The sequence below is a fragment of the Telluria sp. ZB4P37 genome (genome assembly GCF_059685855.1).
This window is the reverse complement of record NZ_JCASID010000005.1, coordinates 101,394-127,700: the sequence shown is the minus strand read 5'-3', so window position 1 is coordinate 127,700 and position 26,307 is coordinate 101,394. Positions and strand designations below refer to the sequence as shown.

24 protein-coding genes are annotated in these 26,307 nt (G+C 63.5%); 6 read left to right on the top strand and 18 right to left on the bottom strand.

What is annotated here, in order from left to right; genetic code table 11:
- Positions 1 to 181: 181 nt before the first annotated feature.
- A complete protein-coding gene (locus tag AC56K1_RS11195; protein WP_497157916.1) occupies positions 182 to 1,471 on the bottom strand; it encodes a D-amino acid dehydrogenase in 1,290 nt (429 codons plus the stop codon).
- 119 nt (positions 1,472 to 1,590) lie between these two features.
- On the opposite strand from AC56K1_RS11195, the gene AC56K1_RS11190 reads away from it, so the two are divergent.
- Positions 1,591 to 2,076 (top strand): Lrp/AsnC ligand binding domain-containing protein, encoded by a 486-nt coding sequence (locus AC56K1_RS11190; RefSeq protein ID WP_497157915.1) that lies wholly within the window; start codon positions 1,591 to 1,593, stop codon positions 2,074 to 2,076.
- 31 nt (positions 2,077 to 2,107) lie between these two features.
- Here AC56K1_RS11190 and AC56K1_RS11185 read toward each other — a convergent pair whose 3' ends face one another.
- From AC56K1_RS11185 to AC56K1_RS11175, 3 genes are all read right to left on the bottom strand, one after another.
- The gene (locus AC56K1_RS11185) at positions 2,108 to 3,139 is read right to left on the bottom strand and encodes a MerR family transcriptional regulator (protein WP_497157914.1); all 1,032 of its coding nucleotides are present in this window, start codon (positions 3,137 to 3,139) and stop codon (positions 2,108 to 2,110) included.
- A gap of 95 nt (positions 3,140 to 3,234) precedes the next feature.
- The gene (locus tag AC56K1_RS11180; protein WP_497157913.1) at positions 3,235 to 4,236 is read right to left on the bottom strand and encodes a peptidoglycan recognition protein family protein; all 1,002 of its coding nucleotides are present in this window, start codon (positions 4,234 to 4,236) and stop codon (positions 3,235 to 3,237) included.
- A 23-nt stretch (positions 4,237 to 4,259) separates the two neighbouring features.
- On the bottom strand, positions 4,260 to 4,985 hold the full coding sequence (locus tag AC56K1_RS11175; RefSeq protein WP_497157912.1) for a transglycosylase SLT domain-containing protein: 726 nt from the start codon (positions 4,983 to 4,985) through the stop codon (positions 4,260 to 4,262).
- A 355-nt stretch (positions 4,986 to 5,340) separates the two neighbouring features.
- Between AC56K1_RS11175 and argJ the strand changes: the two genes are divergently transcribed.
- Genes argJ through AC56K1_RS11160 form a run of 3 tightly spaced genes read left to right on the top strand, consistent with a single transcriptional unit; the run spans position 5,341 to position 7,922 of the window.
- On the top strand, positions 5,341 to 6,579 hold the full coding sequence (argJ, locus tag AC56K1_RS11170; RefSeq protein WP_497157911.1) for a bifunctional glutamate N-acetyltransferase/amino-acid acetyltransferase ArgJ: 1,239 nt from the start codon (positions 5,341 to 5,343) through the stop codon (positions 6,577 to 6,579).
- Between the two features lie 10 nt (positions 6,580 to 6,589).
- A complete protein-coding gene (locus AC56K1_RS11165; RefSeq protein WP_497157910.1) occupies positions 6,590 to 7,480 on the top strand; it encodes an ATP-binding protein in 891 nt (296 codons plus the stop codon).
- Positions 7,473 to 7,922 (top strand): NUDIX domain-containing protein, encoded by a 450-nt coding sequence (locus tag AC56K1_RS11160; protein ID WP_497157909.1) that lies wholly within the window; start codon positions 7,473 to 7,475, stop codon positions 7,920 to 7,922. Before AC56K1_RS11165 ends, AC56K1_RS11160 begins: the two co-directional genes overlap by 8 nt.
- A gap of 63 nt (positions 7,923 to 7,985) precedes the next feature.
- On the opposite strand, the gene yacG is transcribed toward AC56K1_RS11160, so the two are convergent.
- The 4 genes from yacG to AC56K1_RS11140 form a co-directional block, all read right to left on the bottom strand.
- A complete protein-coding gene (gene yacG / locus AC56K1_RS11155) occupies positions 7,986 to 8,168 on the bottom strand; it encodes a DNA gyrase inhibitor YacG (RefSeq protein ID WP_497157908.1) in 183 nt (60 codons plus the stop codon).
- Between the two features lie 18 nt (positions 8,169 to 8,186).
- A complete protein-coding gene (gene zapD / locus AC56K1_RS11150) occupies positions 8,187 to 8,942 on the bottom strand; it encodes a cell division protein ZapD (RefSeq protein ID WP_497157907.1) in 756 nt (251 codons plus the stop codon).
- 94 nt (positions 8,943 to 9,036) lie between these two features.
- Positions 9,037 to 9,666: a dephospho-CoA kinase gene (gene coaE / locus AC56K1_RS11145; RefSeq protein ID WP_497157906.1), complete on the bottom strand. Its 630-nt coding sequence runs from the start codon at positions 9,664 to 9,666 to the stop codon at positions 9,037 to 9,039.
- A 1-nt stretch (position 9,667) separates the two neighbouring features.
- A complete protein-coding gene (locus tag AC56K1_RS11140) occupies positions 9,668 to 10,540 on the bottom strand; it encodes a prepilin peptidase (RefSeq protein WP_497157905.1) in 873 nt (290 codons plus the stop codon).
- A gap of 194 nt (positions 10,541 to 10,734) precedes the next feature.
- On the opposite strand from AC56K1_RS11140, the gene AC56K1_RS11135 reads away from it, so the two are divergent.
- Positions 10,735 to 12,132 (top strand): hypothetical protein, encoded by a 1,398-nt coding sequence (locus AC56K1_RS11135; protein WP_497157904.1) that lies wholly within the window; start codon positions 10,735 to 10,737, stop codon positions 12,130 to 12,132.
- A gap of 486 nt (positions 12,133 to 12,618) precedes the next feature.
- Here the strand turns inward: AC56K1_RS11135 and AC56K1_RS11130 are convergent, their stop codons facing one another.
- Positions 12,619 to 13,605 (bottom strand): TerC family protein, encoded by a 987-nt coding sequence (locus tag AC56K1_RS11130; RefSeq protein WP_497157903.1) that lies wholly within the window; start codon positions 13,603 to 13,605, stop codon positions 12,619 to 12,621.
- A 24-nt stretch (positions 13,606 to 13,629) separates the two neighbouring features.
- Positions 13,630 to 14,058 (bottom strand): tellurite resistance TerB family protein, encoded by a 429-nt coding sequence (locus tag AC56K1_RS11125; protein ID WP_497157902.1) that lies wholly within the window; start codon positions 14,056 to 14,058, stop codon positions 13,630 to 13,632.
- Positions 14,059 to 14,159: 101 nt separating this feature from the next.
- On the opposite strand from AC56K1_RS11125, the gene AC56K1_RS11120 reads away from it, so the two are divergent.
- Positions 14,160 to 15,053: a LysR family transcriptional regulator gene (locus AC56K1_RS11120; RefSeq protein ID WP_497157901.1), complete on the top strand. Its 894-nt coding sequence runs from the start codon at positions 14,160 to 14,162 to the stop codon at positions 15,051 to 15,053.
- Positions 15,054 to 15,139: 86 nt separating this feature from the next.
- On the opposite strand, the gene AC56K1_RS11115 is transcribed toward AC56K1_RS11120, so the two are convergent.
- The 8 genes from AC56K1_RS11115 to AC56K1_RS11080 all read right to left on the bottom strand — a co-directional run bounded on the left by AC56K1_RS11115 (position 15,140) and on the right by AC56K1_RS11080 (position 26,209).
- Complete coding sequence (locus AC56K1_RS11115; protein WP_497157900.1) at positions 15,140 to 16,759, bottom strand: S8 family serine peptidase; 1,620 nt, start codon at positions 16,757 to 16,759, stop codon at positions 15,140 to 15,142.
- A gap of 454 nt (positions 16,760 to 17,213) precedes the next feature.
- Positions 17,214 to 18,566 carry a DUF3526 domain-containing protein gene (locus AC56K1_RS11110; RefSeq protein ID WP_497157899.1) on the bottom strand — a complete coding sequence of 451 codons (1,353 nt, stop codon included), beginning with the start codon at positions 18,564 to 18,566 and terminating at the stop codon, positions 17,214 to 17,216.
- A complete protein-coding gene (locus tag AC56K1_RS11105; protein WP_497157898.1) occupies positions 18,563 to 19,999 on the bottom strand; it encodes an ABC transporter permease in 1,437 nt (478 codons plus the stop codon). The genes AC56K1_RS11110 and AC56K1_RS11105 overlap by 4 nt, the downstream gene beginning before the upstream one ends.
- Complete coding sequence (locus AC56K1_RS11100) at positions 19,996 to 20,727, bottom strand: ABC transporter ATP-binding protein (RefSeq protein ID WP_497157897.1); 732 nt, start codon at positions 20,725 to 20,727, stop codon at positions 19,996 to 19,998. Before AC56K1_RS11100 ends, AC56K1_RS11105 begins: the two co-directional genes overlap by 4 nt.
- A gap of 286 nt (positions 20,728 to 21,013) precedes the next feature.
- Positions 21,014 to 22,909 carry a TonB-dependent receptor gene (locus AC56K1_RS11095; protein ID WP_497157896.1) on the bottom strand — a complete coding sequence of 632 codons (1,896 nt, stop codon included), beginning with the start codon at positions 22,907 to 22,909 and terminating at the stop codon, positions 21,014 to 21,016.
- Between the two features lie 359 nt (positions 22,910 to 23,268).
- On the bottom strand, positions 23,269 to 23,562 hold the full coding sequence (locus AC56K1_RS11090; RefSeq protein WP_497157895.1) for a hypothetical protein: 294 nt from the start codon (positions 23,560 to 23,562) through the stop codon (positions 23,269 to 23,271).
- 242 nt (positions 23,563 to 23,804) lie between these two features.
- Positions 23,805 to 25,775, bottom strand: a complete 1,971-nt coding sequence (locus tag AC56K1_RS11085; RefSeq protein WP_497157894.1) for a TonB-dependent receptor — start codon at positions 25,773 to 25,775, stop codon at positions 23,805 to 23,807.
- A gap of 77 nt (positions 25,776 to 25,852) precedes the next feature.
- The gene (locus AC56K1_RS11080; protein WP_497157893.1) at positions 25,853 to 26,209 is read right to left on the bottom strand and encodes a hypothetical protein; all 357 of its coding nucleotides are present in this window, start codon (positions 26,207 to 26,209) and stop codon (positions 25,853 to 25,855) included.
- Positions 26,210 to 26,307 lie beyond the last annotated feature (98 nt).

The following is a 26,307-nucleotide window of genomic DNA, read 5'->3' as shown; positions in this document are numbered from 1 at the left end:
TATGCTTGCGTGTCTGCTGCGGACCTGGATTCCGCCTCCGCGGGAATGACGGTTTTAAAGGAGGTGGTAGAAATCGGCGCTACCGATTTTCACGCACCCTCGATCAACGTCGCTCCCGCGCAGGCGGGAACCCCATTTTGTATGCGTACCTCTGGCGTCTGCACGACCACAAACCCTCAACTTACGCCTTCACCAGCTCCGGCAGCATCCCACGCGGCTCCGTACCCGCATAACGGAACACCGCCAGGTCATCGGCGCGAATCGCCGGCTTCTTGCCGCTGACCAGGTCGGCGATCACGCTGGCCGAGCCGCAGGCCATGGTCCAGCCCAGGGTGCCGTGGCCGGTATTCAGGAACAGGTTGTGCAGCGGCGTGGCGCCCACCACCGGGGTGCTGTCCGGGGTCATCGGGCGCAGGCCGTTCCAGAAGGCGGCCTGGCTGGTGTCGCCGGCGCCCGGGAACAGGTCGTTGACGACCATCTCGAGCGTTTCGCGGCGGGCCGGGTTCAGGTAGTTGCTGTAGCCGGCGATTTCGGCCATGCCGCCCACGCGGATGCGGTCGTCGAAGCGGGTGACCGCGATCTTGTAGGTCTCGTCGAGGATGGTCGACACGGGCGCGCGGCTGGCATCCGTGATCGGTACCGTGATCGAATAGCCCTTGAGCGGATAGACCGGCAGCTTAAAGTAGTTTTTCAGCAGCAGGCGCGAATAGCTGCCCAGCGCCAGCACGTAGCGGTCGGCCGTCATCACGCCCTTGTCGGTGCGCACGCCGGTGACCTGGCCGCCGCTGGTGAACAGCTCCTTGATCGCGGTGTCGAATTCGAAACGCACGCCGAGGTCGCGCGCCATCGCGGTCAGGCGGGTGGTGAACAGCTGGCAGTCGCCGGTTTCGTCGTTCGGCAGGCGCAGGCCCCCCACCAGGGTGGCGTGCTCGCCCAGCGCCGGTTCGGCCTGGCCCAGCGCGCGGCCGGCCAGCAGCTCGTATTCGACGCCGGCCTGCTTCAGGATCTCGATGTCCTTGGCCGCGCTCTCTAACTGCTTCTGGGTGCGGAACAGCTGCACGGTGCCCAGGCTGCGGCCTTCGTATTCGATCCCCGTCTCGGCGCGCAGTTCGCGGATGCAGTCGCGGCTGAATTCGGCCAGGCGCACCATGCGCTCCTTGTTGACCGCATAGCGGTCGGCTGTGCAGTTGCGCACCATCTCCCACATCCACTGCAGCTGGAACAGCGAGCCGTCCGGGCGGATCGCCAGCGGCGCATGGCGCTGGAACAGCCATTTCGCGGCCTTGAGTGGAATGCCGGGTGCGGCCCATGGCGAGGCGTAGCCGGGCGAGATCTGGCCGGCGTTGGCGAAGCTCGTCTCCAGGGCAGGGCCGGGTTGACGGTCGATGACGGTGACGTCGTGGCCTGCCTTGGCCAGATAGTATGCAGTGGTCACGCCGACCACGCCGCTGCCAAGTACGAGAACGCGCATGTTGTCCCTGAATTCCTGAAAAGGATAAGTAAAAAAGCCGGATCTAGAAAAGATTGCCATCCTACCGCGGGTAGTGGAATAATTGATCCTGTTATTCCACAGGTTTTTAGTGAAAAATCATGCGCGTTCAAAAGAATTCCAACCGTGTCCTCGACAAGATCGACCTGCACATCCTGTCCATCTTGCAGGACGATGCGCGGATCGTCATGAAGGACCTGGCCGAGCAGGTGGGGCTGTCGCTCACGCCCTGCATCGAGCGGGTCAAGCGCATGGAGCGCGACGGCGTGATCGCCGGCTACCACGCGCGCGTCAACCCGCAGGCGATGGGGCTGCAGATCCTGGTGTTCGTGGAGATCACGCTGCACCAGAAATCCGAGAAGGCATTCGACCGGTTCCGCCGCGCGATGCTGGGCATTCCCGAGGTGATGGAATGCCACCTGGTGTCGGGCGACTTCGATTACCTGATCAAGGCGCGCATCCCCGAGATGTCGGAATACCGCCGGCTGCTGGGCGAGATCCTGCACGTGGCCGATGCCGGCCAGTCGAAGAGCTATGTGGTGATGGAAGAGCTGAAGGAAACGCTGGCGCTGTCGATCCCGCGCTGAAAGCCGGGGCCCTGCGCCCCGGCGGCAGGCATCAGGCCGCCGTACCCTGCGCCTGCAGTCGCAGCATTGCATGACGCAGGAAGGCGATCAGATCGTCACTGATGACGCTGCCCAGGCGCAGCAGGGGTTCAGTGGCCGAGGCCCGCCGGAACTGCTCGGTGACTTCAGGCGCGTCGCCAACCATGTCCAGGAACAGCGCATGCCATTGCCTTGCCAGTTCCATGGCTTCGCCCGACCTTGCCTCGGGATCGGCCGCCATGCAGGCGCGCAGGCGGGACGCCAGCGCGATCCACTCATCCGTGTGCGCCTGTTCGTGGCGGCGCATGCGCTCCACTGTTTTAGCCGACAAGTAGCGCGCGTAGACGTCGAAACGCAGCTCGGCGATGGCGGTGCGCATATACGTCAACAGTGCGGGCGACATGCCGAATTGCTTCTGCACTTGCTCGTCCCGGGACGTCATTTCGGTGAGGCGCAGGACGAAGGCCGGGTTGTCGCCGCTGTCGTGCTGCAGGCGTTCAAGCCAGCGCACGGCGAAAGTTTTCGCTTCCGGCGCACTGGGCGCCACGCCTTTCGCCATCAAGCTTTGTGCTTGCGCTATGAGCTCCTGCCATTCCCCACGGGCTTGTGGATTCTGGTAAAGCGGCAGGTGCGCCAGCTCGTCTTTGGAAAAGTATTGTTCGTACATGGTCATCTGCTCCAGGGTAGTCAGCCAGATGGACAGGTCCGTATCGCCGCCGCTTTCCAGCCGCGTGCGCAGGCGCAGCAACTGCTCGCGCATATGTGCTGCTTCGGCGATCTGCCGGTCGAGGTTCGACAGCTGGCGCTCGACGATGGCCAGCGGGGAGGCGGCCGGACTGTCCAGGTAAGCCCCGATGTCGGCCAGCGCCATGCCGAAACTGCGCAGGGCCTGGATCTGCTGCAGGCGCGCCACGTCGTCGCGGTGGTAGAGGCGGTAGCCGGCATCGGAGCGCGCAGAAGGGGAGAGCAGGCCAATGCTGTCGTAATGGTGCAGCGTGCGGACCGTCAAGCCGGCGCGCGCTGCGAGTTCACCCACTTTCAGCATTGCCTGTCTCCCTGTTCTTCATGCGTGCCGCTACTGTCGAGCCTCACCTTGCGTGAGGGTCAAGCATTATTGCGCATGCCGCACAGCAGCAGGGCTTACCAGGCCATCTTGTTCCAGGTATCGTCGCCGACGATGCCATCGGCGCTCAGCCCTTTCGAGGTCTGGAAGTTGCGCACCGCCGTCGCCGTGGCCGGGCCGAAGGCGCCGTCCACCGTGATGCCCGCGCCGCTTTCATTGAGCTGGCTTTGCACCGCGCGCACCTTGGCGCCCGAGTCGCCCTGCTGGGTGAGGATCACCAGCGCCGGCCAGGTGGCATTGCCGACGATGCCGTCCGAACCCAGGCCATGCGAGGACTGGAAGTTCTTCACCGCGGTCTGGGTCGCGGTGTCGAAGCTGGCGTTCACCGTCAAGGAATAGCCCCATTGCTGCAGCAGGTACTGGATGGTGCGCACGCGCTCGCCAGTGTTCCCGTACTGGACCAGCGGCCAGGTGGCATTGGTGCCGCCGCCGGTGCTGCCGGCCACCAGCGATTTATAACGCGGCCAGTCCCAGCCCGCACCCGGGTCGGTATGGCTCTGGCTGGCGAAGTTGACGTGGCCCTTGACGTTGAACAGCGAGTCCGAGGGCACCGCATTCCAGCCGCTGGCGCAGTCATAGACTTTCTGGGCCAGGGCGCGCGACGCCAGGATGTCGCGCGTGAGCGCGGCCGAGGCGGTGTACAGCGCGGTGGTGTACCAGGCGGACGGGTTCTCGATATAGCCTTCGTGCTCGATGCCGACGGTGTAGCCGTTCGAGTTCCCGACGTGCCAGGCCTTGGCCGACTCGTTCACCATCTGGGTGACCTGGCCGTCCGAGGAGCGGATCACGTAGTGGGCGCTGACGCCGGCGCTGCAGTTCTGGAACCACGAGATCGAGCCCGCATACGAGCCCTGGGTCGTGTGCACGGTGACGTGGCTGATGGCGGCGGTGCGGGCTGAATAATTGCAGCTGGCCGCCGCGTTCCAGATCGCCGGCGGATAGTCGGTGGAGGCGAGCGCGGGCTGCACCGCGGCGAGGATGCACAGGCTTGCGAGCAAGCCTTTGAAGAAGGTCTTCATGGATTTGGTCTCCGTATGCTGCTTTATTTTTTACTCGGGTTATCAAGGAAATCCGGCGCCGAAATCTTCGGGTCTGGCGTGCCGGTTTCGACCGTGATGCGGCGCGCGGACAGTTTCTTGAGCTTGTCGCGGCCGTAAGCCTTTTCCATCTCGACGTGGCGCTGGTCGATCTCGAACTTGTCGCTGCGGCGGCCCTGGCGGATGGCGCTCAAGACTTCGTAGCTGTAGATCTGCGCGATCTCGGGCTGCGGGATGCCGCTGTAGCGCGCCACTGCGCCTTCCCAGTCCGCGAGCGGGAAGGATTTGTTCTTGCGCGCGCCGTGCTGGGCCAGCAGGGCGGCGGCGGCGCGGATGTTGGTGCGGGTGTCCGAGGCCGCCTGTTCCGGCGACACGCGGATCAGCGCCGCACCCTGGCTAAGAGACTGGCCGAAGTGGGTGTCGTTGCGCAGGCCCATGATGCCGTAGCTGATCGGCATGCCGTGGTGCGACTCGACTTCCACCTCGGGCTCGCCGTTTTTCTTCAGCTTGCCCTTGGGGACGTGCGGGTGCCAGCGCGTCTCCGCGTAGGCGATCGATTGCAGCAGTTCGACCGGCACGTTGAATTCGTTCGAGGCGTCCCTGAAATACTGCTTGTACTGCTTGGCCGATACGGTCAGCTCGGCCGGTTTGCCGTCGGCGAATGCCAGCGGCGCTCCGGCCAGTGAGGCACATAGCGCGACCAGCAGCCGCGCCTTTACGGTGAGTTTCATTCTTGTCTCCAGTCTTATCAGATATGCCCCGGCAAACGGCCGGGAAGGGTGCGCCGGCGCGGCAAAATGACATGCCGTTCCGTGCCTGATGAGTATATGCACACTCAGCAATAAGAAACGCTAAGAAGCTGATTCAAAACAATATTTTGGTAGAAATGAATCGTGCGCAAGGTGCCGCCGAAAGTTGGTCCATAAGCAGGAATTAAGGGTCCTTACATGGCGGTTATCGCTTCATGCGGGGCGCATGAAAAGTCGCACGAAAATGCCATTCCTCCCGCCGCAGGCTGGCTAACCCGCCCATGGCGCCGCTGGCGGTACAATATCGAATTCACCATTCTTCGAACACGAGATCGCCATGGCCGTCAATTCTCCCCTGCCAGTCGCAGCTGACCTGAAACCCGTCAACGGTATCGACATCGGCTTTGCCGAAGCCGGTATCAAGAAGCCCAACCGCAAGGACCTCCTGGTGATGAAGCTGGCCGAAGGCGCGACAGTCAGCGGCGTCTTCACCAAGAACCGCTTCTGCGCCGCACCGGTCCAGGTGAGCAAGGCCAACCTGGAAGCCGTCAAGGGCGGCGGCAAGCCGATCCGCGCGCTGGTGGTCAACACCGGCAACGCCAATGCCGGCACGGGCGAATCGGGCCTGGCCAATGCGCAGGCCACCTGCGCTGAAGTCGGCAAGCTGCTGGGCATCGAGGCGCAGCAGGTGCTGCCGTTTTCCACCGGCGTGATCCTCGAGCCGCTGCCGCTGCCGAAGATCGTCGCGGGCCTGCCGGCTGCGGTGGCCAACCTGAAGCCGGACAACTGGTTCAACGCCGCCGAGGCGATCATGACCACCGACACCCAGCCCAAGGCGGCGTCAACCACCGTCACCATCGGCGGCCATAGCGTCACCATGACCGGCATCAGCAAGGGCGCCGGCATGATCAAGCCGAATATGGCTACCATGCTGGGTTACCTCGCGATCGACGCCCGGGTGGCGCAGCCTGTGCTCGACCAATTGGTCAAATACGCCGCCGACCACTCGTTCAACAGCATCACCATCGACGGCGACACCTCGACCAACGACTCCTTCATCATCGTCGCCACCGGCGCCGGCTCGCTGGTGGTCGATGCCGCCACGGGCTTCGAGTACGAAGCACTGAGGGAGGCCGTAACAAGCATCTCACGCAACCTGGCGCAGCAGATCATCCGCGACGGCGAAGGCGCGACCAAGTTCATGACCATCACGGTCGAGGGTGGCCGCGACGTCGAGGAATGTCGCAAGATCGCCTATTCGATCGCCCACTCGCCGCTGGTGAAGACCGCCTTCTTCGCATCCGACCCGAACCTGGGCCGCATCCTGGCCGCCGTCGGTTATGCCGGCGTGGACGACCTCGACGTGACCAAACTCGACCTGTACCTGGACGACGTGTGGGTCGCCAAGAACGGCGGCCGCAACCCGGACTACATGGAAGAAGACGGCCAGCGCGTCATGAAGCAGTCCGAAATCACGGTGCGCGTGACGTTAGGGCGGGGCGAGGCCGCGGCCACCGTCTGGACCTGCGATTTGTCGCACGACTACGTGTCGATCAACGCCGACTATCGCTCGTAACCGGCACGCGATGACGCCGCTGGAACAGTTCCTGCACCGCGCCGAAGCCCTGCTGGCACGGGTCGAAGCCGTACTGCCGCCCGCATTGCCGCGCGAGCCGGACTGGAAGCGCGGCTTCGCTTTCCGCTGGCGCAAGCGCGCCAGTGGGGGCGGCAACTACCTGCAGCCGGTGCTGCATGCTTCACCCATCCGGCTGGACGACCTGCACCACGTCGAGGCGCAAAAGCGCCAGATCGAACAGAACACCCGCCAGTTCGTCGCGCGCCGCCCGGCCAACAACGTGCTGCTGACCGGCGCGCGCGGCACCGGCAAGTCGTCCCTGATCAAGGCCTGCCTGAACGGCTTTGCAAGCGAAGGCCTGCGCCTGATCGAGGTCGACAAGGCCGACCTGGCCGATCTGGCCGACATCGTCGACCTGGTGGCGGGGCGGCCGGAGCGCTTCGTGGTCTTCTGCGACGACCTGTCGTTCGAAGAGGGCGAGGCGGGCTACAAGGCATTGAAGGTGGCGCTGGACGGCAGCATCGCCGCGCAGTCGGACAATGTGCTGATCTACGCGACCTCGAACCGGCGCCACCTGCTGCCCGAGAAGCACTCGGACAACGCCGGCTACCGCCATGGCGAGGATGGCGACCTGCATCCGGGTGAGACGGTGGAAGAGCGCATTTCGCTGTCCGAGCGCTTCGGCCTGTGGCTGTCCTTCTATCCGTTCCGGCAGGACGACTACCTTGATATCGCCGCGCACTGGCTGGCCAGCTTCGGCTGCACGCCGCAGCAAATCGAGGCGGCGCGGCCGGAAGCCCTGCAATGGGCCTTGCTGCGCGGCTCGCGCTCGGGCCGCGTGGCCTGGCAGTTTGCGAAAGACTATGCCGGCAGCTTGCCGGACAATGGAATCGATGAATAAAGCAGAAGCAACACCGGTCGACGTCGCGGTCGGCATCCTGATGCGCCCCAATGGCGACGTGCTGCTGGGCCAGCGGCCCGAAGGCAAGCCTTATGCGGGCTACTGGGAATTCCCGGGCGGGAAAGTCGAGGCGGGCGAGGACATCTTCCACGCATTGCAGCGCGAGTTCGTCGAAGAGCTGGGCGTGCGGGTTCTGCATGGCGAGCCATGGTGCTGCGTCGAGCACGTGTACGAGCACGCCCACGTTCGCCTGTATTTCTACATCTGCCGCGAATGGGCAGGCGAGCCGCAAAGCCTGGAAGGGCAAGCGTTCGCGTGGCAGGGTGCGTACAGCGTCAGTCCGCTGCTGCCGGCGACCATTCCGCTGCTGGAGTGGCTGGATAAACTGCGTTTCCCGTCCTCGACTTGGTCAGTACCGCCTGCGCCGGTACGACGGTCTTAAAGTCGCGCCAGGATGCAAGCGCTGTCGCGATGCATCAGGCAAAACGACGCATCAACCGCACTCTTACTCGTCGGCCAGCGGATCGTCCTGGTTTTCGTTCGGCGCCGCGCCGGGAATCGTGTACTTTTCCTCGGCCCAGGCGCCCAGGTCGATCTGCTTGCATCGATCCGAGCAGAACGGGCGGAACTGATTGGTCGGGGTCCATTCGACCTTCTTGCCACAAGTCGGGCACGCAACAACAGTCATACCATTACCAATCAAAAATCAGAAATTACAGAGGGTCAGCTCGAAGCGCACGTCTTCTTCCAGCGCCTTCGGCTTGCAGTCGCCGTCCTGGCTGGTGAAACGCACCCACAGCATGTATTTGTTGGCCGAGATCTCCGGGATCGCGCCCAGGGTTTCGTCGATCGACAGGCGCAGCATCTGGTAGACCTTGCCCTGCAGCATCTGCTGGTAACTGCCGCCGGTGGCCACCATGGGGACCGGGCCGCCCGAGTCGCGCAGCAGGCGCAGCACCAGCGACAGCGCCTCGAACAGCGGCGCCAGCGGCGCGAACCACTTCATGATGTCGGCATGGCGCTGGCTTGCCGTGCGCTGTTGCCACGCATGATACGAGGGCAGGTCGAATTCCGAGGCGCCGCCCGGGATGATGGTGCGGCCCCGGATGCTCATCAGCCATTCGTTGTCGCGCACGTTCTGGCCGGTCTTGCCCTGCGCCGCCACCAGGGCGCTGCTCACGCTGTCGAGCTCGGCCAGCACGGCGTCGAGCGCCTCGGCCGCCACGTTCGGATTGCTCCGGTAGGTCAGCAGGCTTTGCTTCTGGCGTTCGAGTTCCTGCAAGAGGTCGGATTTGAGGTCGGCGCGGCCGGCCACTTCCAGCATGTCGAATATCGTGGCGAGCGCCACGTGATGTTGCATTGGATGCTCTTGTTGCACAAAGAACTTGAATTTCTCATACAAATCTTCCAGCCGCAACAACGTGCGAATCCGCTCGTTGAAAGGATATTCGTAGACGATCAAAGTAACATTCCCCTGAATGTGGGCTGGAGAGCAACCCTGTGATTCTGAACCATGCCGCGCAAAATTACAAATAGCGCATTGACTTTATGCGTTTTCATGACCCCCGGGCTCGGGCCAGGCCCAGGTAGAGGGCGTGCAGGGCCTCGACCTGGGGGCGTAACTGGTCCAGTCCGTCGTCGTTGACGATGATATCGTCCGCCGCCGCCCGGCGCTGCGCGCGCGTGACCTGGGCCGCCATGATGGCACGCACCTGGGCTTCGCTCAGGTTGTTGCGCGCCATGACGCGCGCCACCTGTACCTCTTCCGGGCAGTCGATCGCCAGCACCCGCGTGACGCGCTCGCGCCAGGTCCCTGATTCGATCAGCAGCGGCACGACAAAGATGATGTAGTCGCCAGTGGCAATGCTTGCTGCCGCCGCGGTGGCGTCGCGGATGCGCGGGTGCAGGATGCCTTCCAGACGCGCCCGCGCAGTCGCGTCCGAGAATACCAGGGCGCGCATCTTCGCGCGGTCGAGGGCGCCGTCAGGCGTCGCAAACTCGTTGCCGAATTCGGCCAGCAGCGCCGGCATCGCCGCGCCGTGCGGCGCGCTCAAGGAATGGGCGATCGCGTCAGTGTCGATCACCGCGGCGCCGAGCGCCGCGAACATGTCGGCCACGGTGGTCTTGCCGCAGCCGATGCCGCCGGTCAGACCAACCGAGAACGCGAGCGTGTGCGGCGCGTCCATCTCAGCCGGCGACCACGGCCTGGATCTGCTGGCTGATCTGGCTGCCGTAGAGCAGGGCGATCAGGCCGGCCGCCGCCAGGTAGGGACCGAAGGGGATCGGCTTGTCGCGGCCGCGCTTGGCGAACACGATCAGGCTGATGCCCACCACTGCGCCCACCACCGAGGACAGCAGGATGATCGTCGGCAGCATGGCCCAGCCCAGCCAGGCGCCCAGCGCCGCCAGGAGCTTGAAGTCGCCGTAGCCCATGCCTTCCTTGCCGGTGACGAGCTTGAACAGCCAGTACACCGACCACAGCGCGAGATAGCCGGCGGCCGCGCCGATGACGGCATCGGCAAGCGGCACGAAGGTGCCGTGCAGGTTCACCAGCAGGCCCGCCCACAGCAGCGGATAGGTCAGGTCGTCCGGCAGCAGCTGGGTATCGACATCGATGAAGGTCATCGCCACCAGCAGGTAGAGGAAGAGCAGCGTGGCCAGGCCAGCCATGCCGCTGCCGAAGGTCCAGACCAGCAGGCCGGACAGCAGGCCCGTGAGCAGCTCGATGGCCGGATAGCGCGGCGAGATCGGCGCCTTGCACTTGCTGCACTTGCCGCGCAGCGCCAGCCAGCTGATGACGGGGATGTTTTCCAGCGCCGTGATCCGGTGGCCGCAATGCGGGCAGGCGGAGCGTGGCACCATCAGGTTGTAGCGACCGGTATGGGGCAGTTCCCTGCCGCTTTCCTGGGCCACGTAATTGTCGGACTCGCGCTGCATCATCTTCGGGATGCGATGGATGACCACGTTCAGGAAGCTGCCGATGAGCAGCCCGAACAGGACAGCCACGAGGGTGGCGCCCAGGTTGGCAGGTGCGGCGAACAGGAAGGATTCCACGGGCATGGCGGCTGGGTCCGATCAACTAGGTAAAAAGATTCTTTATATCAACCTATTGTAGAGGTTTCCCCGCGATTTGGCGAAGCCTGGTGCAGGCCTTCATCGAGCGGCCTGCCATTCGCGCCCGATTGTGGAGGATCATGGGCAGAACGTGGCGGGCGGCTACGCTGGATTTTTCCCGCTACTGCCCGGTGCCTGCGATGCCACGCGCAAACTTTACGTTTATCAATCACGCCTGCTTCATGGTGCGGACCGACGGCGCCCTTCTGGTGTCCGATCCCTGGTGCGAGGGCAGCGTGCTGGACGGCGCATGGGGCCTGGTGGACGGCTCGACCAGCAGCGCGGGCATGATCGAAGAGCTCAGCGCCGCCGGCGTGCCGGTCTATATATGGTGCTCGCGCGCCCAGCCCGACCGTTTCTCGCTGCCTTTCCTGAAGCGCTTCCGCGCCGAGTTCCGCGGCATCGCCACATTTCTTTATCGCCCCGGGCGCGACATGCGCATCGGCGACGAACTGCGGCGCCTGCGCCTGCCCGTGGCCGAATGCCCGGACGGCCTTACCGTGGGGCTGGCCGGCGACCTGCGCCTGACCGCCATCGCCAACGGCGACGGCGACACCGCCTGCCTGGTCGGGTGTGGCGGGCGCAACATCCTGAACCTGGGCGACCGCGCACTGGCCAGCGCGGCTGGCTGCCAGGCCGTCGCCCCCCACCTGGCACGGATTGCGCCGCGTATCGACCTGCTGCTGACCGGCTTCGGCAGCATGGGCTGGTGCGGCAACCCTGACGGCCTGGCCGAGCGCGAAGCCGCCGCCAGCGCCGCGGTCGAGCGCATGGCGCTGCAGGTCGACACCTTTCGGCCGAAGATGGTCGTGCCGATTGCCTCGTTCGCGCGCTTCGCGCGGGCCGACAATGCCTGGCTCAACGGCGGCAGGCTGTCGCCGGCCGAATTCATCGAGGCGCCGCGCCTGGACGACGTGCGCGGTTTGCTGCGCTTCCTGGCGCCCGGCACCAGCATCGACCTGCAGCGCGACACGCCCGCGTCGCTGGCCCCCGCCCACCACCTGGCGCTGGCGCACTGGTCCGACTGCTGGCGCAAGCGTCCGGCTCCGCTGCCGCGCCCAACGCAAGCCTCGCTGGGCGAGCTCAAAGCCGCCTTTGCCCGCTACCGCGAGCGCATCACGGCGGCCACGCATTTGCTGCCGTGGCTGCTGGAAACCCTCGGCCTGCTCAAGCCGCTCCGGGTGCACTTGTCCGACCTGCGCCAGAACGTCGAAATGTCCTACCGCCACGGGTTGCGCATGCTGCCGCGCGAGCAGCGAGCGAACTGCGCAGCCCACGTGGCCATGTTCTCGGGAACGGCGCTGCAGCTGCTGCGCCTCGAAGATGGTTTCGATACCGTGTATGCGGGCGGATGCTTCTGGACGCTGCGGCGCAGCGGCCTGTCGGCTTTCGGGCGCTTCTTCCTGCCGCAGCGCATGGGCTGCCGTGGAGCCAACCGGCACCGGCCGCTGGCGATGGGCGGCTTCCTGCTGCGGGTACTGGTGGGGCGCATGCTGCGCAAGGTGCAAGGGACACCGCGCCAAGGCTCGCCCGGGTGAGCGCTCCGGCTGTCTTTACCCCGCCTGGGCGCTTTCGACACTACGGTTTCACTTGCCACGTATTCGGCAGGGATTTCCCCATTATTTAAATATTTTCCTGACGGGAGTGCTGCAAGGCATTCCGCATGGCCTATTACGACTACATGCGAGAACACGGATTTTTATCCCGGAAAAACAGGTGGACCTGGGTCAGCGTCATGGCCCTCGTTGCCTTGACCGCCGCGTCCATCCTGATCGGGTTCGGACTGCTTCCGTCGGCCCGGGCTGAGTTCCGGACCCAGGGCCTGTGGACAGCATCTGCCGGGCTGCCGGGGTCCCCAGCAAGTGGATCGACCGCATTGACCAGAGGGCGCCACCGAACCAGGCCTGAAGGTCGGCACATGAATCCCGCTCGTCTGGAAAGAATCGGCGACCTTGCCCAGCATGGCGCGATGAGACCAATGGGCGAAGCGGTGGCGGTCCTCGGACCGCCACCGCCTGGCGGATTCAGCCTGTGGCCGGATGCGCCCCTTTGCGGGTACGCCAGAGCGAGTACAGGATGCCCGACAGGATCAGCACGAAGGTCACGGCGAGCGATAGCGATGCCGGTACCTTGCCACCGAACACGAAGTCGCCCAGGAAGATCTTGGAGCCGATGAATACCAGCACGGCTGCCAGCGAATACTTCAGGTAGCTGAAGCGCTCGACCATTGCTGCCAGTGCGAAGTACAGCGCGCGCAGGCCCAGTACGGCGAAGATATTCGAGGTGTACACGATGAATGGGTCGCTCGTGATCGCAAAGATCGCGGGCACGCTGTCCACGGCGAACACCACGTCGGTCAGCTCGACCATGCACAGGGCAAGGAACAATGGCGTGGCCCACAGCAGCGTCTTGCCCGGCCGCGCCGGATCGGGCTGGCGCACCATGAAGGCATTGCCGTGCAGCTCAGGCGTGATGCGCAGGTGGCGCCGCAGCCAGGATAGCACCGCGCTGTCGCGGATGTCGTCGCTGCCGGTCGATACGAAGAACATCCGGATACCGGTAAGCACCAGGAAGGCGCCGAACAGGTACAGCGTCCAGTAATAGCTCTGCACCAGCGCCGAGCCCGCGCCGATCATGATGCCGCGCGTGACGATCACGCCGACGATGCCCCAGAACAGTACCCGGTGCTGGTACAGGGGCGGGATCGCGAGCGTGGCGAAAATCAGCGAGATGACGAAAACATTATCCAGCGACAGGCTCTTCTCGATCAGGAAGCCGGTATAGAAGTGCAGGCCCTTTTCGCTGCCCAGCTCGAACCACACCCACAGCCCGAACGCCAGGCCCGCCGTCAGGTACAGCGCCGACAGCTTCAGGCTTTCCCGGACCCCGATGACATGGTCGCGCTTGTTCAGTACGCCAAGGTCGAAGGCCAGCAGCACCACCACGATCGCCAGGAACACCAGCCAGGTCCAGGCCGGCGTTCCCAGCCAGAGTGCATCGAACATGTCCATGATTGTCTCCTTGCAGGCCGGCGCTTAGCCGGACAATGCTTCAAGCGGGAGCGGCGCATCCGGCCGCGCCTGGCCGAACCAGATCCGGGCTGCGCGCCGCACCAGCGTGGTTTCGCGTCCGTCCAGGTGGCCGTCAGCATGGATGATGTCGACCATGGCCTTCCACAGGCGCAGCTGGAGGAGCGGGTCCCGGATCTCGGCCAGCAGTCCGTCGAGCAGGGCCGGGTCGATCTCGACCATGCCCGCATGGCGGTTGGCCGCCGCGCACAGCAGGTCCTCGCACAGTTGGCGCAAGGTCCGGTCGAAGGTGGCGTCGTCAACCCCGGCCGTGCCCAGGAAAGCGCAGGCGTGCATGGCGCGGACCTCGGACGGATCGAGATGGCCATCGACGATCATGCCGAGGGCAAGGATGCGGCTGACGGCTTCCGGACTATTGACTACGTAGACTTGCATGGCGATCTCCCCAGGTTGATGATGAAATCACTATAGGGAGCGCGAAAGCGAAAGTAAAATCGATTAATCTTTCGAAATCCGTAAGTTTTTCTGAGGTATTCGTGATCAACTACAAGCACCTGCATTACTTCCACGTGGTGGCCGTCCAGGGCACGGTGGCGCGCGCGGCCGAGCAGCTGCACGTCACTGCCCAGGCCATCAGCATGCAGCTTCAACTGCTGGAAGACCAGCTTGGCGAGCAGCTGTTCCAGAAAAAGGGCCGCTTGCTGGAACTGACCGAAGCCGGCAAGACCGTGCTGAGCTACGCCGAGCAGATCTTTGACTTAGGCAATGAACTGGAACAGGCAGTGCGCCGCGGCGGGTTCACGGAAGCGGAAACGCTGCGCGTGGGCATTGTCGACATGATTCCCAAGACCATGGCATTCCGGCTGCTGCAACCGGCGCGCGAGGCCGGCCTGGCAATGCGGCTGATCTGCAAGGAAGGGCGCTTCGAGGACCTGCTGCTCGACCTGTCGGCGCACCGGCTTGACCTGGTTATCTCCGACCAGGGCCTGCCGACCGGCGGCGCCATCCGCGGCCATACGAGGCTGCTCGGGTCGAGTACGCTGACGGTGCTGGGCCACCCCGGCCTGTGCCGGGAATGGCCGGGCGCCTTTCCGCAGCGCCTGAAGAATGCCCCCATCCTGATGCCGGGGCAGGATTCCGCCATCCATAGCCAGCTGGTCAGCTGGTTCGATACGCAGGAGCTCAAGCCGATCGTCGTCGGCGAATTCGACGACGGCGCGCTGCTCAAATCCTTCGCCCGCGCCGGGACGGGATTCATGGCGGCGCCGACGGTGCTGGCCGGGATCGTGCAGGAGGAAAACGGGCTCGAAGCGGTGGGGACGATCGACGCGATCGTCGAGCATTTCTACGCGGTGTCGGTCGAGCGGCGCGAGCACCATCCGGCCGTGCGCCGCATCCTCGACAGGGCCGGATCGGTGTTCCGGCCCTGAACGACGCGCGGCGCCGGATTTGCCGGCGCCGCGCGCAGAAGGGCCTGGCGGCCGAAGCAGCCAGGCCTGTTGGATGCAAGGCTTGCTTAGTTGCTGCAACCCATGGTAGCGATACGGTCATAAGCAGCCTTTGCTCTGACCAGGCCGTAGCCATACTTGTCGTCGCGGCCTGCTGCGCCCAGATCTTCTGCCGACTTAGCCAGCGTATTGCGGATCTCTGCAGCGGTGCACATTGGGAAGTAGCTCCACACCAGGGCAGCGACGGCGGAAGCGTGCGGCGTCGCCATCGAGGTGCCGTCAAAGTAAGCGTAATTGCCGACCTTGACTGACACGGTCGCAGCCTGGCCCAGTTGCGCAAGCATTGCAGTGCCCTCGGCCAGCGAGGCTGACACGGAAGGAATGGTCGTAACAGTCGTGCCCAGGGTCGGGTTAATGCTGCCTGCGACATTGTTATACAGGATCGCACCCACGCCACCGCTCGCTTCGCAGTTGGCAACCTTAAGGCCGAAGGGCAAGCCCGCGCCACGCGAAATCAGGCAGACCTTTCCGGCCATTGCGGCATTAATGCTTCCGCCGAAGCCGAAGTCGGCCAGCGGCGCGGTGACGGTTGCGCGCGGCGAACCAGTGACCGAGCCTACGGCATAGCTGCTTGCGCCAACGGTCAGCGACGACACCAGTGCGGTGCCCATCGGTACGGTCGACAGAACGCGTACGCCTGGTGCCGATAGTTCAACCTTCGGGTTGTAATTCGAGAACGTTGCCCAATTTTTGTTACTGTCAAGCGCGCCGACGGAGACCACGCTTTGGTAGCCTGCTGGCCAGCGTGGCGCTGTGGTGCCGGCATTGCTGGACGCAGCGAACGAGAGAATGCCTTTCGCAGCCAGCGCATCGAACGCAGCCTGCTCTGTGCTGCTTGGCTCAGGGCCGCTCAGTGACATGCTGATGATGTTCGCACCTGCGTCGCCGCAGCGGTTTGCCGCGTCAGCCAGTTCGGATGAATAAGCCCAGCCGTCGGCGCCAAAGACTTTGACGATATGCAGCTTCAGCTGACGGTTGGGAATAACGCCGACCACGCCGATGCCGCTGTTGTTGACCGCAGCGATCGTGCCGGCAACGTGGGTGCCGTGGCTGTTTTCGTCCGTGTGCCACCAGCCGGTGCCAAGGTCGTACTCGCCAGTCACGGTGCCGTTGTTGTTCAGGTCTTCGTGGCTGCGGTCGTATCCTGAATCGATGATGCAGATCTTGCGGTTGCCGGCTTTGGATCCGCCATTCGGCAACTGGTCAGCTTGGGTCATCGTAATACCGTAAGGGACAACCTGGCCTAGATAGTAATTCTTGCCAGAAGCCGGGTTCGCCGCCGCACCACGTTCGGTTGCGCTCGTATAGTCGGCGCTCATTTCCATCGATGGAAGGTAACGTGGGGGGTCGATCTCAACGTAAGACACGCCCTTGTCGGCACGCAGTGCGTTGACCTGCTCTGCGGCCAGTTCGACCGACATGGCATTCATGCCGCGGATTTTGCGCTTGACGTTACCGCGTGCGCGAATGACCGCAGCGCTGACGTCGTTGTCGGCGCCAGCCTTGAAACCGACGATGTAACGAGATGGCGGCGCAGCGCTCGCAGCAGTTGAAGCCAGCCCTAGCACGGCGGCCGAGCACAGCATTGCAAGGGTACGAACAGAAAGAGCGGTATCGGTGTGTTTCATGTCTCGTTTTCCAGTCTTGTTGTAGTGTAATGAGCAACTTGAAGCGCGGCCGCCGTTGTACGCCAGATAAGTCTAGCGATCTCAGCGTCGAATGATCCTGCGCGCGTCCCGTGGCATCGTCAACAACATTCCAAAAAATTTTTGACTGAGTGTATGAAAGTCGACATGACTTTAAAGATATTGACAGCGGCATGAAAACAAGGATTTTATTGGGGCTTCTTCAGGATGCCAGCCCTGGGCCTCGAACCAGGCCACGTTTCTCCACTCATTCCGCTATCGCCCGCTGCTTGCGTGCGCTGGCTCGTAGGGGCATACATGATCCGATCTAAAGTGATATGACAAAATTTAAAATCGTCATACACATACACGTTGTTTACACGATAACGGATTCATGATCGTCAAAAATACTTTTACGCTGCGTTGAAGGGGGTGGCTGCAAGCGCGTCGTCGCTGTCTATCCCAGCTTTCTCAACTGGCGCATACCAGTCAGCCCTGCTGCCAGGGCCAATAGCGCAAGCGCCACAAGCGGCCCCGCCGGCAAACTACGTTGGGACGTCGGGGCCTTATAAGCAGGCATGCGCGCGAAATCCGCTTTGCCAAACGGCCGCTCATTGAAGAAGTAGGGATAAAAGAAGCGCCGCAGTTCCGTATGGAAGCCGGCGATTCGCTCCTGGTAGGCGAGCTGCGCGCGCAGGTCGGTGTCTGCCAGCCGGTGTAACAACACCTGGACGTTTACCGACGCCAGCAAGACGCCGGCGCGGGCGGTCCAAGCTTCGCGCGCCTGCAAGCTGGCGCGGTACTGCGCGACCTGCGCCGCTACCGCCTGGTCACCGGCCTGGTGCATTGCGTAGTACCACTTCCAGTGGAAACGTCCCGTGACAGGCGGCGTATCCTTCCACTCGGGATGCGTGCGGAAGAACTTGTCGAACGTGACCGGTTTTGGCAGGTCCCAGCCGTTATGCACTTCCTGCCGCTGTGCCAAGGCAAGCTCCACACCTTTCGACACCGGGACGGTACGCGCGATCGCCGCGTCCAGCGCCGTCGGCACGATCATGGTCAAGCCGACGAGGCAGGCCAGCAGGATCGCGGCGCTCGTGGCCGAAGTGCCGGCACGGCCGGCAACTAACGCGGCCACACCAAACCAGAAAACCAGGTAAAACGAAGCAACCAGAGCAAGTTGGCCCAGAGCAGCCGCTCCTGCGCCAGCCACTACGACGCCTAGGGCGAGCGGTACCAGCAAGGCGAGCCACAGGAGGGCGTAACGCAGGCTGATCCGGCGGCGCCAGAGGCTGGCGGCATTCGCCGGCAGCGACGACAGCAGCCGCAAACGTCCCGCCTCGCGTTCTCCCGTCACCAGGTCGTGCATCAGCGCAATAACGAACAGTGGGGTGAGATAAACCAGCAGGAAGGTGAAGTCGAAGCGGCCGGCCATGGCCAATTCCGGATTGATGGCCTCCGATTCGTATAGCTGGGAGTGCAGGCCCAGCAAACGCACGCGTAGGGCAAACGGCTGCAGGTCGCGCTGGCCGATGGCCGCGAACGCCAGGCTCGAGGGCGGATTGATCGTCAGGTGCGGTGTGTCATAGGCGACCTGGCCGGCGTCGGCTGCGTTCCCATGCTTGTTGGCCAGCGCCCGGACCTCGGCATGGTGACGCATTGCCACGCGCGCGAGCGCGTCGCGCTGAGCGGTGGCGGCCTGCAGGCCGCTCCACACGGAGAGTGCAGACAGCAGCAACAGAAGGGCAACAGCCCCGAGTGCAATGCGGGAGTGCAGCACGAGCCGCAGTTCAAACATCAGGATCTTCACTTGCCAGTCCTTTCAAGTCGTTGGGCAATGACGCGGCCAGCAATGGCCAATGCAAGCAGCCAGCCCCCGAGAAGGGCGAATGCCGGCCATGCGTGGCGCGCCGCTACGGTATCGAACTGCGGCGGCGCATAGGCGAACCGTGGGATCTCATCCCAGTGGTGCTTCGCGACGCGCTGGTCACGATCGTTCTCATAGCGGATCGCAGTGATGTGCAAACTGTTGAGCGCCTGGACAAAGCCATAGCGGTATTTCTCACCCTCGAAAAGGAAGCGCGTGTGGCTGTCGAGGTTGGTCCCGGCAAGCGCGGTCGACATACGGCGCAGCGCGATTACCGGGCTGGCGAGCGCGGCGCGGTACACGATGCCGCTTTGCGCCACTTGGCGATCGTAATCCGCGCGCATGAACTCGTTGAACAGCTCGCTAGTCAGGCGTTCGCCTTCCTGCATGACGAGGCCGCCATAGTTGACCGGCAGCTCCTCGATGCGGCTGACGCCATATTTCGCCAGCACCTGTTGCTTGAAGCGGCTGAAGTAGGGGTCGTTGGGGTTGTGACTGTCACCCAATGCCTTCATACGTTGGTGGATCGCTGCCTCGGTCTCGATACGGGTCGGACGCTCGATACCAAGCATGGCAAGGTCCGGCATGCTGCGCGGCAGCAGGATGGTCGTGACAATCCAGACGGCCACCAACACCAGCAGGGCGTCGCGGGCGCGCGGCAGCAGCGCCGACACAAGAACCGCGCCCACCGCCCACAACAGCAGATAAAGTGCGTAACCGGCAAGCATTGCCAGCGCTTGCGCCGCGACGGTGTTGTGGATTGCCGCGATGGCGCCGAGCGCGATCAAGGCGGGCGAGGCGAGCAACATGGCAATTCCCGCATGCGCTGCCAGCTTTCCAGAAAGGAGCGTGCCGCCGCCAATGCCTTGGGTGAGCTGCAGACGCAACTGCCCACGCTCGCGCTCGCGCGCAATGCTGCCAAAGGCCAGGAAGACGATCAGGAGCGGCGTCAGTACCTGCAGCACGAACGCCGGCGTCAGCTGGCCGAAGCGCAGCAGCACGGATGACTGTCCGGCTTCGCTGAAGTTGGCGCTGTTCTGGCGATGCCCTTCCAGGAACAGCGTGTGGCCGGTGAACGGGTCGACGCCGAAGTCAAAAAACGCGAGGGGACTAAGCGGCCGGAACACGTAGTGGCCATAGTGCACCACGCGGTGCGGATGGCGGTCGGGCTGGTTATGCCACTGTTCGTCAGCGCTTGCCTGCAGGCGCGCACGCTCCGAATTCAGCGCGCTGACGCGTTCATGGCTGACCAGGATGGCGGCCAGCGTGAGTGCCAGCATCAGCCCTGCCGCGGCTAGCGCAACGCGGTTGCGCAGCATGGCGCGCCATTCGGTGTGGACGATTGCGGCGATCACATCACGGGAGCGAGTGCTCATGCAGCCTCTCGCGCGCCGGCATAGCGTCGGTACAGGTCGCGCACGTCGAAGCGTTCGCCGCCACTTGCGGCGCTTTCGTGCCCGATATGCCCACGATCGAGGAAACCGATGCGGTCCGCCACTTCGGCCGCGCCAAGCAGGTCGTGCGTCACCATGAAGATCGCTGCGCCGTCGGCACGGAGGTTTTGCAGCAGCCTATTGAATTCGCTCGTGGCTTGCGGGTCGAGACCGCTGGTCGGCTCGTCCAGCAGCAGCACCGGCACCGCGCGCGCCACCGCCAGCGCAATCGCCACTTTCTGGCGCATGCCCTTCGAGTAGCCTCCCAGGCGGCGCTTCCAGGCCGACTCGTCGAGCTGCACGGCGCGCAGCGCGCCGGCGATCTGGTCATTCGTCCACGCGCTATTGGCCAGCCGCAGGAAGTATTCGATGTTCTCGCGTGCGTCGAGGTGCTCGTATAGCGCCACATTCTCCGGCACATACGCCAGCTGTGAGCGTGCGCCCAGCACGTCGGCGGCCACGTCGATGCCACACACACGCACCGACCCTGCATCGGGCCTGGCGAAGCCAAGGAAGGTGTTGAGCGTGGTCGATTTACCGGCGCCATTGCCGCCAAGCAGGGCATAGATTTCGCCTCGCCTGACCTGTACGTTCAAGTCGCGCAATACAGGATTGCCGTGATAGCTGACGTCGACGCCGCTTGCCTCAAGGGCCAGGATGGAACTGCTCATGATATTCCTTTGATATGAATCGGATCAGGTAGTACGGCCGTTGACAGCAGGGTTGCGATCACCGGACCAGGCACCGGCCTGGCCTGGTGTAGCAGAGGACCCACAACGGCCCCTTTCACGGGAACTGCGTCATAACTTGATATTCAGTGAAAGGTAGGCCGAACGGCCTGGCGCCGCGGAGAACATCGGCTGGGGGTTGTTAGCGGGCCAGAAAAAGTTGTCGTACCAGACATATTCATGCTCGCGATCGGCAATATTCTTGACCTGGAAGTCGATACTGGTCCGTTTAGAAATGTTGTACCGGACATTTGCGTCGAACAGGACGAAGCCGCCGTACTTGCCCTGCTCGTTTGGGCTGTCGATGAAATAAGCCCCTTGCGCGCGCCCCTTGCAAACCGAAGCGCAAGCTGTCGGATGCCCGGTATTCCATCCCGGCGTTGGAAATGTACCGCGGCGTGGAGAAGACTTCCTTGCCGGCCAGGGAGACGCCATTGGCAGCGAAGGCGCTCATCACTTCGGCCTTTTGCAGGGAATGCGACAGCCATAGGTTGAGCTTGTCGGTTACCTGTCCGGAGACCTGGAAATCGACGCCCTGCCTGCGCGTTTCGCCCAGGCCGACCGTCGTGCCGGTGGCGGGCATGTTGGCCACTTCGCCGGTGGCATCCTGTCGCCATACCGCGAAGCGCACGTTTGCGCCAGGAACAGGCTTGAACTTGACGCCGATTTCCTTGCCGGTATTGACGGACGGCTCGAAGGTGGCTTGGCCCGGCCGGAGATAGGCGGGAACGTCCGATCCCGTCAGGACCTGGAAGGTGCGTCCCCAGTTCGCATACACGCTGGTGTCCTGGGACGGGTTATAGACCATGCTGAGCTTGGGCTGTTTGATCCAGCCATAGTCCTGCAAGGGTGCCGTGGCCCCCGTCATGTTGGTTCGGTTGTCACCGGAGAACTTGTCTACCCGGAAGGCCGGGACGATCTTTAGCGAGGCGGTCGGCTTGATGATGGCCTGCACGTAGGCGCCGATGTTGTCGAGGCTATAGGTGTCGTCGTTCTGTGTTTGCGCCGGGGTGCTGAAGTTGGTCGGGCTGGCGAAAGTGAAGCGATAGCGGCGGTAACGGTTGTCCTGCTGTTCCATATTGACGCCGCCGTCGAGGACGAGTTCCTTGCTCAGACTCCAGGTCAGGTTGCTAATAAGACCGAGCTGGTCTTCATTCCATAGGCGGTGCTGGCGCGGGGCAGTGCCGGCGGGATTGCTGGTAAAGGTCACGCGCCGGTCGTCCGCGTAGCTATTGAAGTAGAGCTTGTTACTGAAGTAGGCATCCGGGGTGATTTGCCAATCCAGATGCAGGCTGGCGTGCTTCATCTCGCGGTCGGTGGCGTCGTTGGCATTCTTCGCTGGAGACTGGCGACGGTTCTCGCGCAGTTGCCCTGCGGTCAAAAAGCCTGGCTCTCCTGCCTGATGCTTGTAGGTGCGCACGACGAGACCGGCCGTGACGGCCTTGCCCGCCGAGGTCATGAACCACTTGGCGCCGGCCGAGTACTTGTCCGACCCGGTTCCCCGGTATTCGTCGGTATCCTGCTTGGCGAAGAAATAGTTCTGGGCGAGTCCGCCGGCTTCGCGGCCGATCGCAACCTGTGCCTCGCGGGTGTCGTAGCTGCCATAGGTCAGCCGGGCATCCGTGTAGTTGCCGCCCTGGCGCGTCCCGAAATTGATATTGCCGCCGATGTTATGCAGGCCATAGCGGGGATCGTTGGTGCCGCGAACGACCTCGATGTAGTCGATCTCCAGCGGGAAAATCATGTCGATGAAACGCTGGTTGCCGCTATTGACGTTGCTCGGGATGCCGTCGATCAGCACCTTGATGCCGTTGATGTATCCCTCTCCATTGAAAGCGCGGAAGGTCGCCTTGCCGGACTCGGCGCCCATGCGGGTTTCGGTGAGCTGGACCCCGGGCAGCTGGCCGATCAACTCCCAGCTGTTCATGACATTCTTGTCCTCGACCTTGTCGGCGCCCAGGACATCGACTGAGGTCAGGACGCGATTGGTCAACAGCGGCCCGCCGTTACGTTGCGCAGTGACGCGGACCTCGCCCATGACAATCGTGGGATCGTCTGCGTACGCGGACCCGCTGGCCAGCGGCAGGGCGAGCGCCAGCATCGCTGGTAACGATTTTCGTTTCATTTTTCATACCTTTTTTGGATGGCAGTGTTAGCGTGGACGGCGGAGCGTTCGCGCCAAGGCTTACGCACCTTGGTCGTAGCGCTGGTGCGCCGAAACCAAGGTGGCATTCGGAATCGCCGTTGCGACAGCGAACTACCCACCAAGCCGGGACGAACCCGACAAGTCTGTATGCGCAGCCATCGTCTGCCGCGAAAGCCTCACGGACCTCCAGCGGTGTGCATGGCCGGATCAGCTGCGACGAGCAGAATCCGATCGGACGCGAACGACCGACAGGCAGGCACATTCGTGCCGCGACGGAAGCTGCTCAAGATGCGACGACGCGCTGGCAGGGCCAGGCGGGTGTTAACTGAAGCGTGGGCTTAGAGGGATGGGGGAGCGCGAGAGTGGAAGGCGAGCCGGAGCGCCGCCTGGGCGGCGCGCTCGCATGTTTCGACATGCACGAGCCCGACGGGTTCGGGTGGCTGCAGGCGATATTCGTCGTCGGGAACGGCTGACGCGTACTGGGCGGCAGCGCATAGTTCACATGCGTGCGCCTTGAGGTCGGAGTTGTCGCTGACACGTTCTTCGCCCGCAGCCGAGGCAAGCGCTGCGGGAACCCAGTGCGTGACGGCATGCGACATTGCTACCTGCTGCGTTAGCAGCAGGAAGAACATCAGCAGTAGCGTTATCGGTCGGCGCACGTATCAGGAAAGAAATAAACGGAGTTGTAGTATAAGCCAGACATCATGGTCGTCTAGAATTATCTTGGCGACAGTGGCTTGCTCATTTTGAGCGGCTGTTCCAGTCAGCGCGACCGCTGCAGATCAAAATATTTCGCTTCAATCGATCTGATCCGAGATGGAAAAGCGCAAGGTCAGCTACGGCTTCGCTAACCTTGCAATGGCGTTACCGGGGCTTAGAATGCCGCACGAACACCCACCGTAATATTGCGCCCAGGCAGTGGGGCGATATCCTTCAGCACCGAAGTCGAAATCCGGATCTCCTCATCGAGCAGGTTTTTGCCGATGATGAACCAGGTCAGGTCGGTGTTCTGGAAACGCTGGGTATACGACAGGTTTGCATCGAGCTGGGTATAGGCCGGGGTCGGGGTCGACTCAAAGGCAGCCAGGCGCTCCTGCTTCAGCGCACGCAGCAGCGACACCCCGCCGCGAAGCGCGCCCTGCTTGTAGCCGGCTTCCGCGCCCAAGCGTTTGGCAGGCTGCAGCGGGAGGCTGCCGGCGTCGTCGAGCCTGCCGCGCGACATGTCGCCGAACGCCCGCAGCGACAGGCCTTCGTTGTGCTGGTTATAGGTGATCTCGGCCTCCGCGCCGCGGATCGTCGCGTTCGCCTGGCGGAAAGTGCGCTCGCGCAGCTCGTCGCCCGGATTGCCTTCGTCGTCGAGCAGGGTGTCGCTCACTTCCCCATAGATAAAGTCGCGCACGCGGTTCTGGAACAGGTTCGCCTGCCAGCGTACCAGCCCGGCCGTTTTACGGAACGACAGCTCGATGTTGCGTGAAGTTTCCTTCTTGAAGTCTGGATTGCCGATGTCAAAGGTCAGGGTCGACTCATGCGGACCACCCGAATACAGCTCGTCTGCGGTCGGTGCGCGCTGGGCGACCGAGGCCGTCAGGCCGACGTTGTAGCCCGGGGTGATGGGGAAGATTGCACCGGCCGAGTACGACAGCAGGTCGAAGCTGCGGCGGCGCGCGCCTTCCGGCTCGCGCTTGACAGACTCGACCCGAGCGCCAGCGCTCACGCGCGCCACGCCGAAATCGCGCTCTTCGACGAGGAAGGCGGCATGGGTGTCCGACACTGTCACTGGCACCGTCGCCGATTCGCCGCTTTCGGCGGACAGACCCGAGAAACGCGCATGCTCGGTCTGGACGCCGAAGCTGCCGGCCCAGCCGGCGACCGGCCTGTGCTTCATCTCCAAGCGCGTCTCCAGCGCACGATTTGAAAAAACTGTTTCCGCCCCGCCTTCATCATTCAATTCGATGTGGCCGTAATCGTTATAGCCCACCTTGAAGCGTAGCGTCTCGAAGCCGGGCAGCGGCGCGTTGAGCAGGCTGTCGATGTCGTAGCGCGTCTGGTCCAGGTCGATCTGCGCCCCTTCGCCACCGGGGATGCCGTATTTTTTCTTCAGCGAGCTGACCGAGGCGCCAAGGTAGCCGCGCTCCCCGATATACGAGGCGCCGGCGCCCAGGGTGTGCTGGCGCAGTGCCGAATTGGGCAGGGTGTCGCCATCCGGTGAACCCGAGACATGGTAGTTGCCGGCGTCGCGGCCGCTGCCGTCGACGTGGAGCGCCGCCTTGCCGGCCGAGGCATCGCCCGAGAACGACACGGCGCGGCCGTGGTCGACAGTGCTGTAACGGGTTTCGACAACACCGGTCGGCTTGTCATGGTGTTCGGTCGGAATGCGCTCGTTGACGACGTTGATCAGACCGCCGATCGCGCCGGAGCCGTACAGCAGCGCAGCCGGTCCGCGAAGGATCTCGATCTGGCGCGCCGTGGCCGGTTCGCCCGTCACCGCATGGTCGTTCGAGAGGCCGGACAGGTCGGAGACCGCCATGCCATTTTCAAGTACCTTGACGCGATTGCCTTCCAGACCACGGATAATCGGGCGCGATGCGCCGGCGCCGAATGCCGACGCTGAGACGCCGAGTTCACTCGACAGGGTTTCGCCGAGGGAGCTGCCGAGTTTGCTGCGCAGCTCGTGGCCGGCAAGCACCTTGGCCGGGGTGAGGATCTGGTCGCCTTCGGCGGCGTTGAACGGGGTGGCCGTGACGATGACGGTGGCGATCGGCTCCGTCGTGGTGGTCTGGGCAAACGAAAACGGTGCGAGGGCGGTCAGGACCGCGCTCGCCAGGAGAGTACGCTGGACGTGCATGATAATTCCTAGAGAAAAATTGGGCGAACGCGCGTGCGCGGGCGTACCGGCGCAAACGAGTCAGGAAGTCAGGGCAGTCAGGCGAGGGGTGGAGCGCGGGAGGAGAAGTACGGCGTGAAGGGTGCGTCCCATGAATCGAACGCAGCCATGAGGGCCAGTGCCTCGGTGCCGGGCAGGATGCCGGCGGTGCAGGTCGGGGTATGCAGGGCCGGCGCGACTGTGGCAGCGTCGAAAGCCAGGCAGGAATGCTGCAGCGCTTTCTGGTGCAAACCATCAGGTGTGCTCGCCGCCAGGCCGCTTGCTGCAGCTGGATATTGCGATGCGTGCGCAATCCGGTGCGACAGGCCATGCCAGTGCGCAAAGACCATCGCTATCGTCAGGATGTACGCCATGACGAAGCGGTTGGATCGAACGCGTTTAAGCAGGGCAATCATCGATATAGCTAATGCCGGTCAGGCTTTAAACCCCGAATTGAGGCTCGGTATTATAGCCTGTCTGGCATTCCCCCATCGTCACGGACACTTCCGTTAGG

Excerpts from the sequence above, each read along its gene's own strand:
- AC56K1_RS11195 (WP_497157916.1), bottom strand. The coding sequence starts at position 1,471 with ATGCGCGTTCTCGTACTTGGCAGCGGCGTGGTCGGCGTGACCACTGCA.
- AC56K1_RS11190 (WP_497157915.1), top strand. The coding sequence starts at position 1,591 with ATGCGCGTTCAAAAGAATTCCAACCGTGTCCTCGACAAGATCGACCTG.
- AC56K1_RS11175 (WP_497157912.1), bottom strand. The coding sequence starts at position 4,985 with ATGAAACTCACCGTAAAGGCGCGGCTGCTGGTCGCGCTATGTGCCTCA.
- AC56K1_RS11125 (WP_497157902.1), bottom strand. The coding sequence starts at position 14,058 with ATGCAAGTCTACGTAGTCAATAGTCCGGAAGCCGTCAGCCGCATCCTT.
- AC56K1_RS11165 (WP_497157910.1), top strand. The coding sequence starts at position 6,590 with ATGACGCCGCTGGAACAGTTCCTGCACCGCGCCGAAGCCCTGCTGGCA.
- AC56K1_RS11160 (WP_497157909.1), top strand. The coding sequence starts at position 7,473 with ATGAATAAAGCAGAAGCAACACCGGTCGACGTCGCGGTCGGCATCCTG.
- yacG (WP_497157908.1), bottom strand. The coding sequence starts at position 8,168 with ATGACTGTTGTTGCGTGCCCGACTTGTGGCAAGAAGGTCGAATGGACC.
- AC56K1_RS11080 (WP_497157893.1), bottom strand. The coding sequence starts at position 26,209 with ATGATTGCCCTGCTTAAACGCGTTCGATCCAACCGCTTCGTCATGGCG.
- AC56K1_RS11140 (WP_497157905.1), bottom strand. The coding sequence starts at position 10,540 with ATGCCCGTGGAATCCTTCCTGTTCGCCGCACCTGCCAACCTGGGCGCC.
- coaE (WP_497157906.1), bottom strand. The coding sequence starts at position 9,666 with ATGGACGCGCCGCACACGCTCGCGTTCTCGGTTGGTCTGACCGGCGGC.
- AC56K1_RS11090 (WP_497157895.1), bottom strand. The coding sequence starts at position 23,562 with ATGTTCTTCCTGCTGCTAACGCAGCAGGTAGCAATGTCGCATGCCGTC.
- AC56K1_RS11180 (WP_497157913.1), bottom strand. The coding sequence starts at position 4,236 with ATGAAGACCTTCTTCAAAGGCTTGCTCGCAAGCCTGTGCATCCTCGCC.
- AC56K1_RS11085 (WP_497157894.1), bottom strand. The coding sequence starts at position 25,775 with ATGCACGTCCAGCGTACTCTCCTGGCGAGCGCGGTCCTGACCGCCCTC.
- AC56K1_RS11100 (WP_497157897.1), bottom strand. The coding sequence starts at position 20,727 with ATGAGCAGTTCCATCCTGGCCCTTGAGGCAAGCGGCGTCGACGTCAGC.
- AC56K1_RS11185 (WP_497157914.1), bottom strand. The coding sequence starts at position 3,139 with ATGCTGAAAGTGGGTGAACTCGCAGCGCGCGCCGGCTTGACGGTCCGC.
- AC56K1_RS11105 (WP_497157898.1), bottom strand. The coding sequence starts at position 19,999 with ATGAGCACTCGCTCCCGTGATGTGATCGCCGCAATCGTCCACACCGAA.
- argJ (WP_497157911.1), top strand. The coding sequence starts at position 5,341 with ATGGCCGTCAATTCTCCCCTGCCAGTCGCAGCTGACCTGAAACCCGTC.
- AC56K1_RS11095 (WP_497157896.1), bottom strand. The coding sequence starts at position 22,909 with ATGAAACGAAAATCGTTACCAGCGATGCTGGCGCTCGCCCTGCCGCTG.
- AC56K1_RS11115 (WP_497157900.1), bottom strand. The coding sequence starts at position 16,759 with ATGAAACACACCGATACCGCTCTTTCTGTTCGTACCCTTGCAATGCTG.
- AC56K1_RS11130 (WP_497157903.1), bottom strand. The coding sequence starts at position 13,605 with ATGGACATGTTCGATGCACTCTGGCTGGGAACGCCGGCCTGGACCTGG.
- AC56K1_RS11135 (WP_497157904.1), top strand. The coding sequence starts at position 10,735 with ATGCCACGCGCAAACTTTACGTTTATCAATCACGCCTGCTTCATGGTG.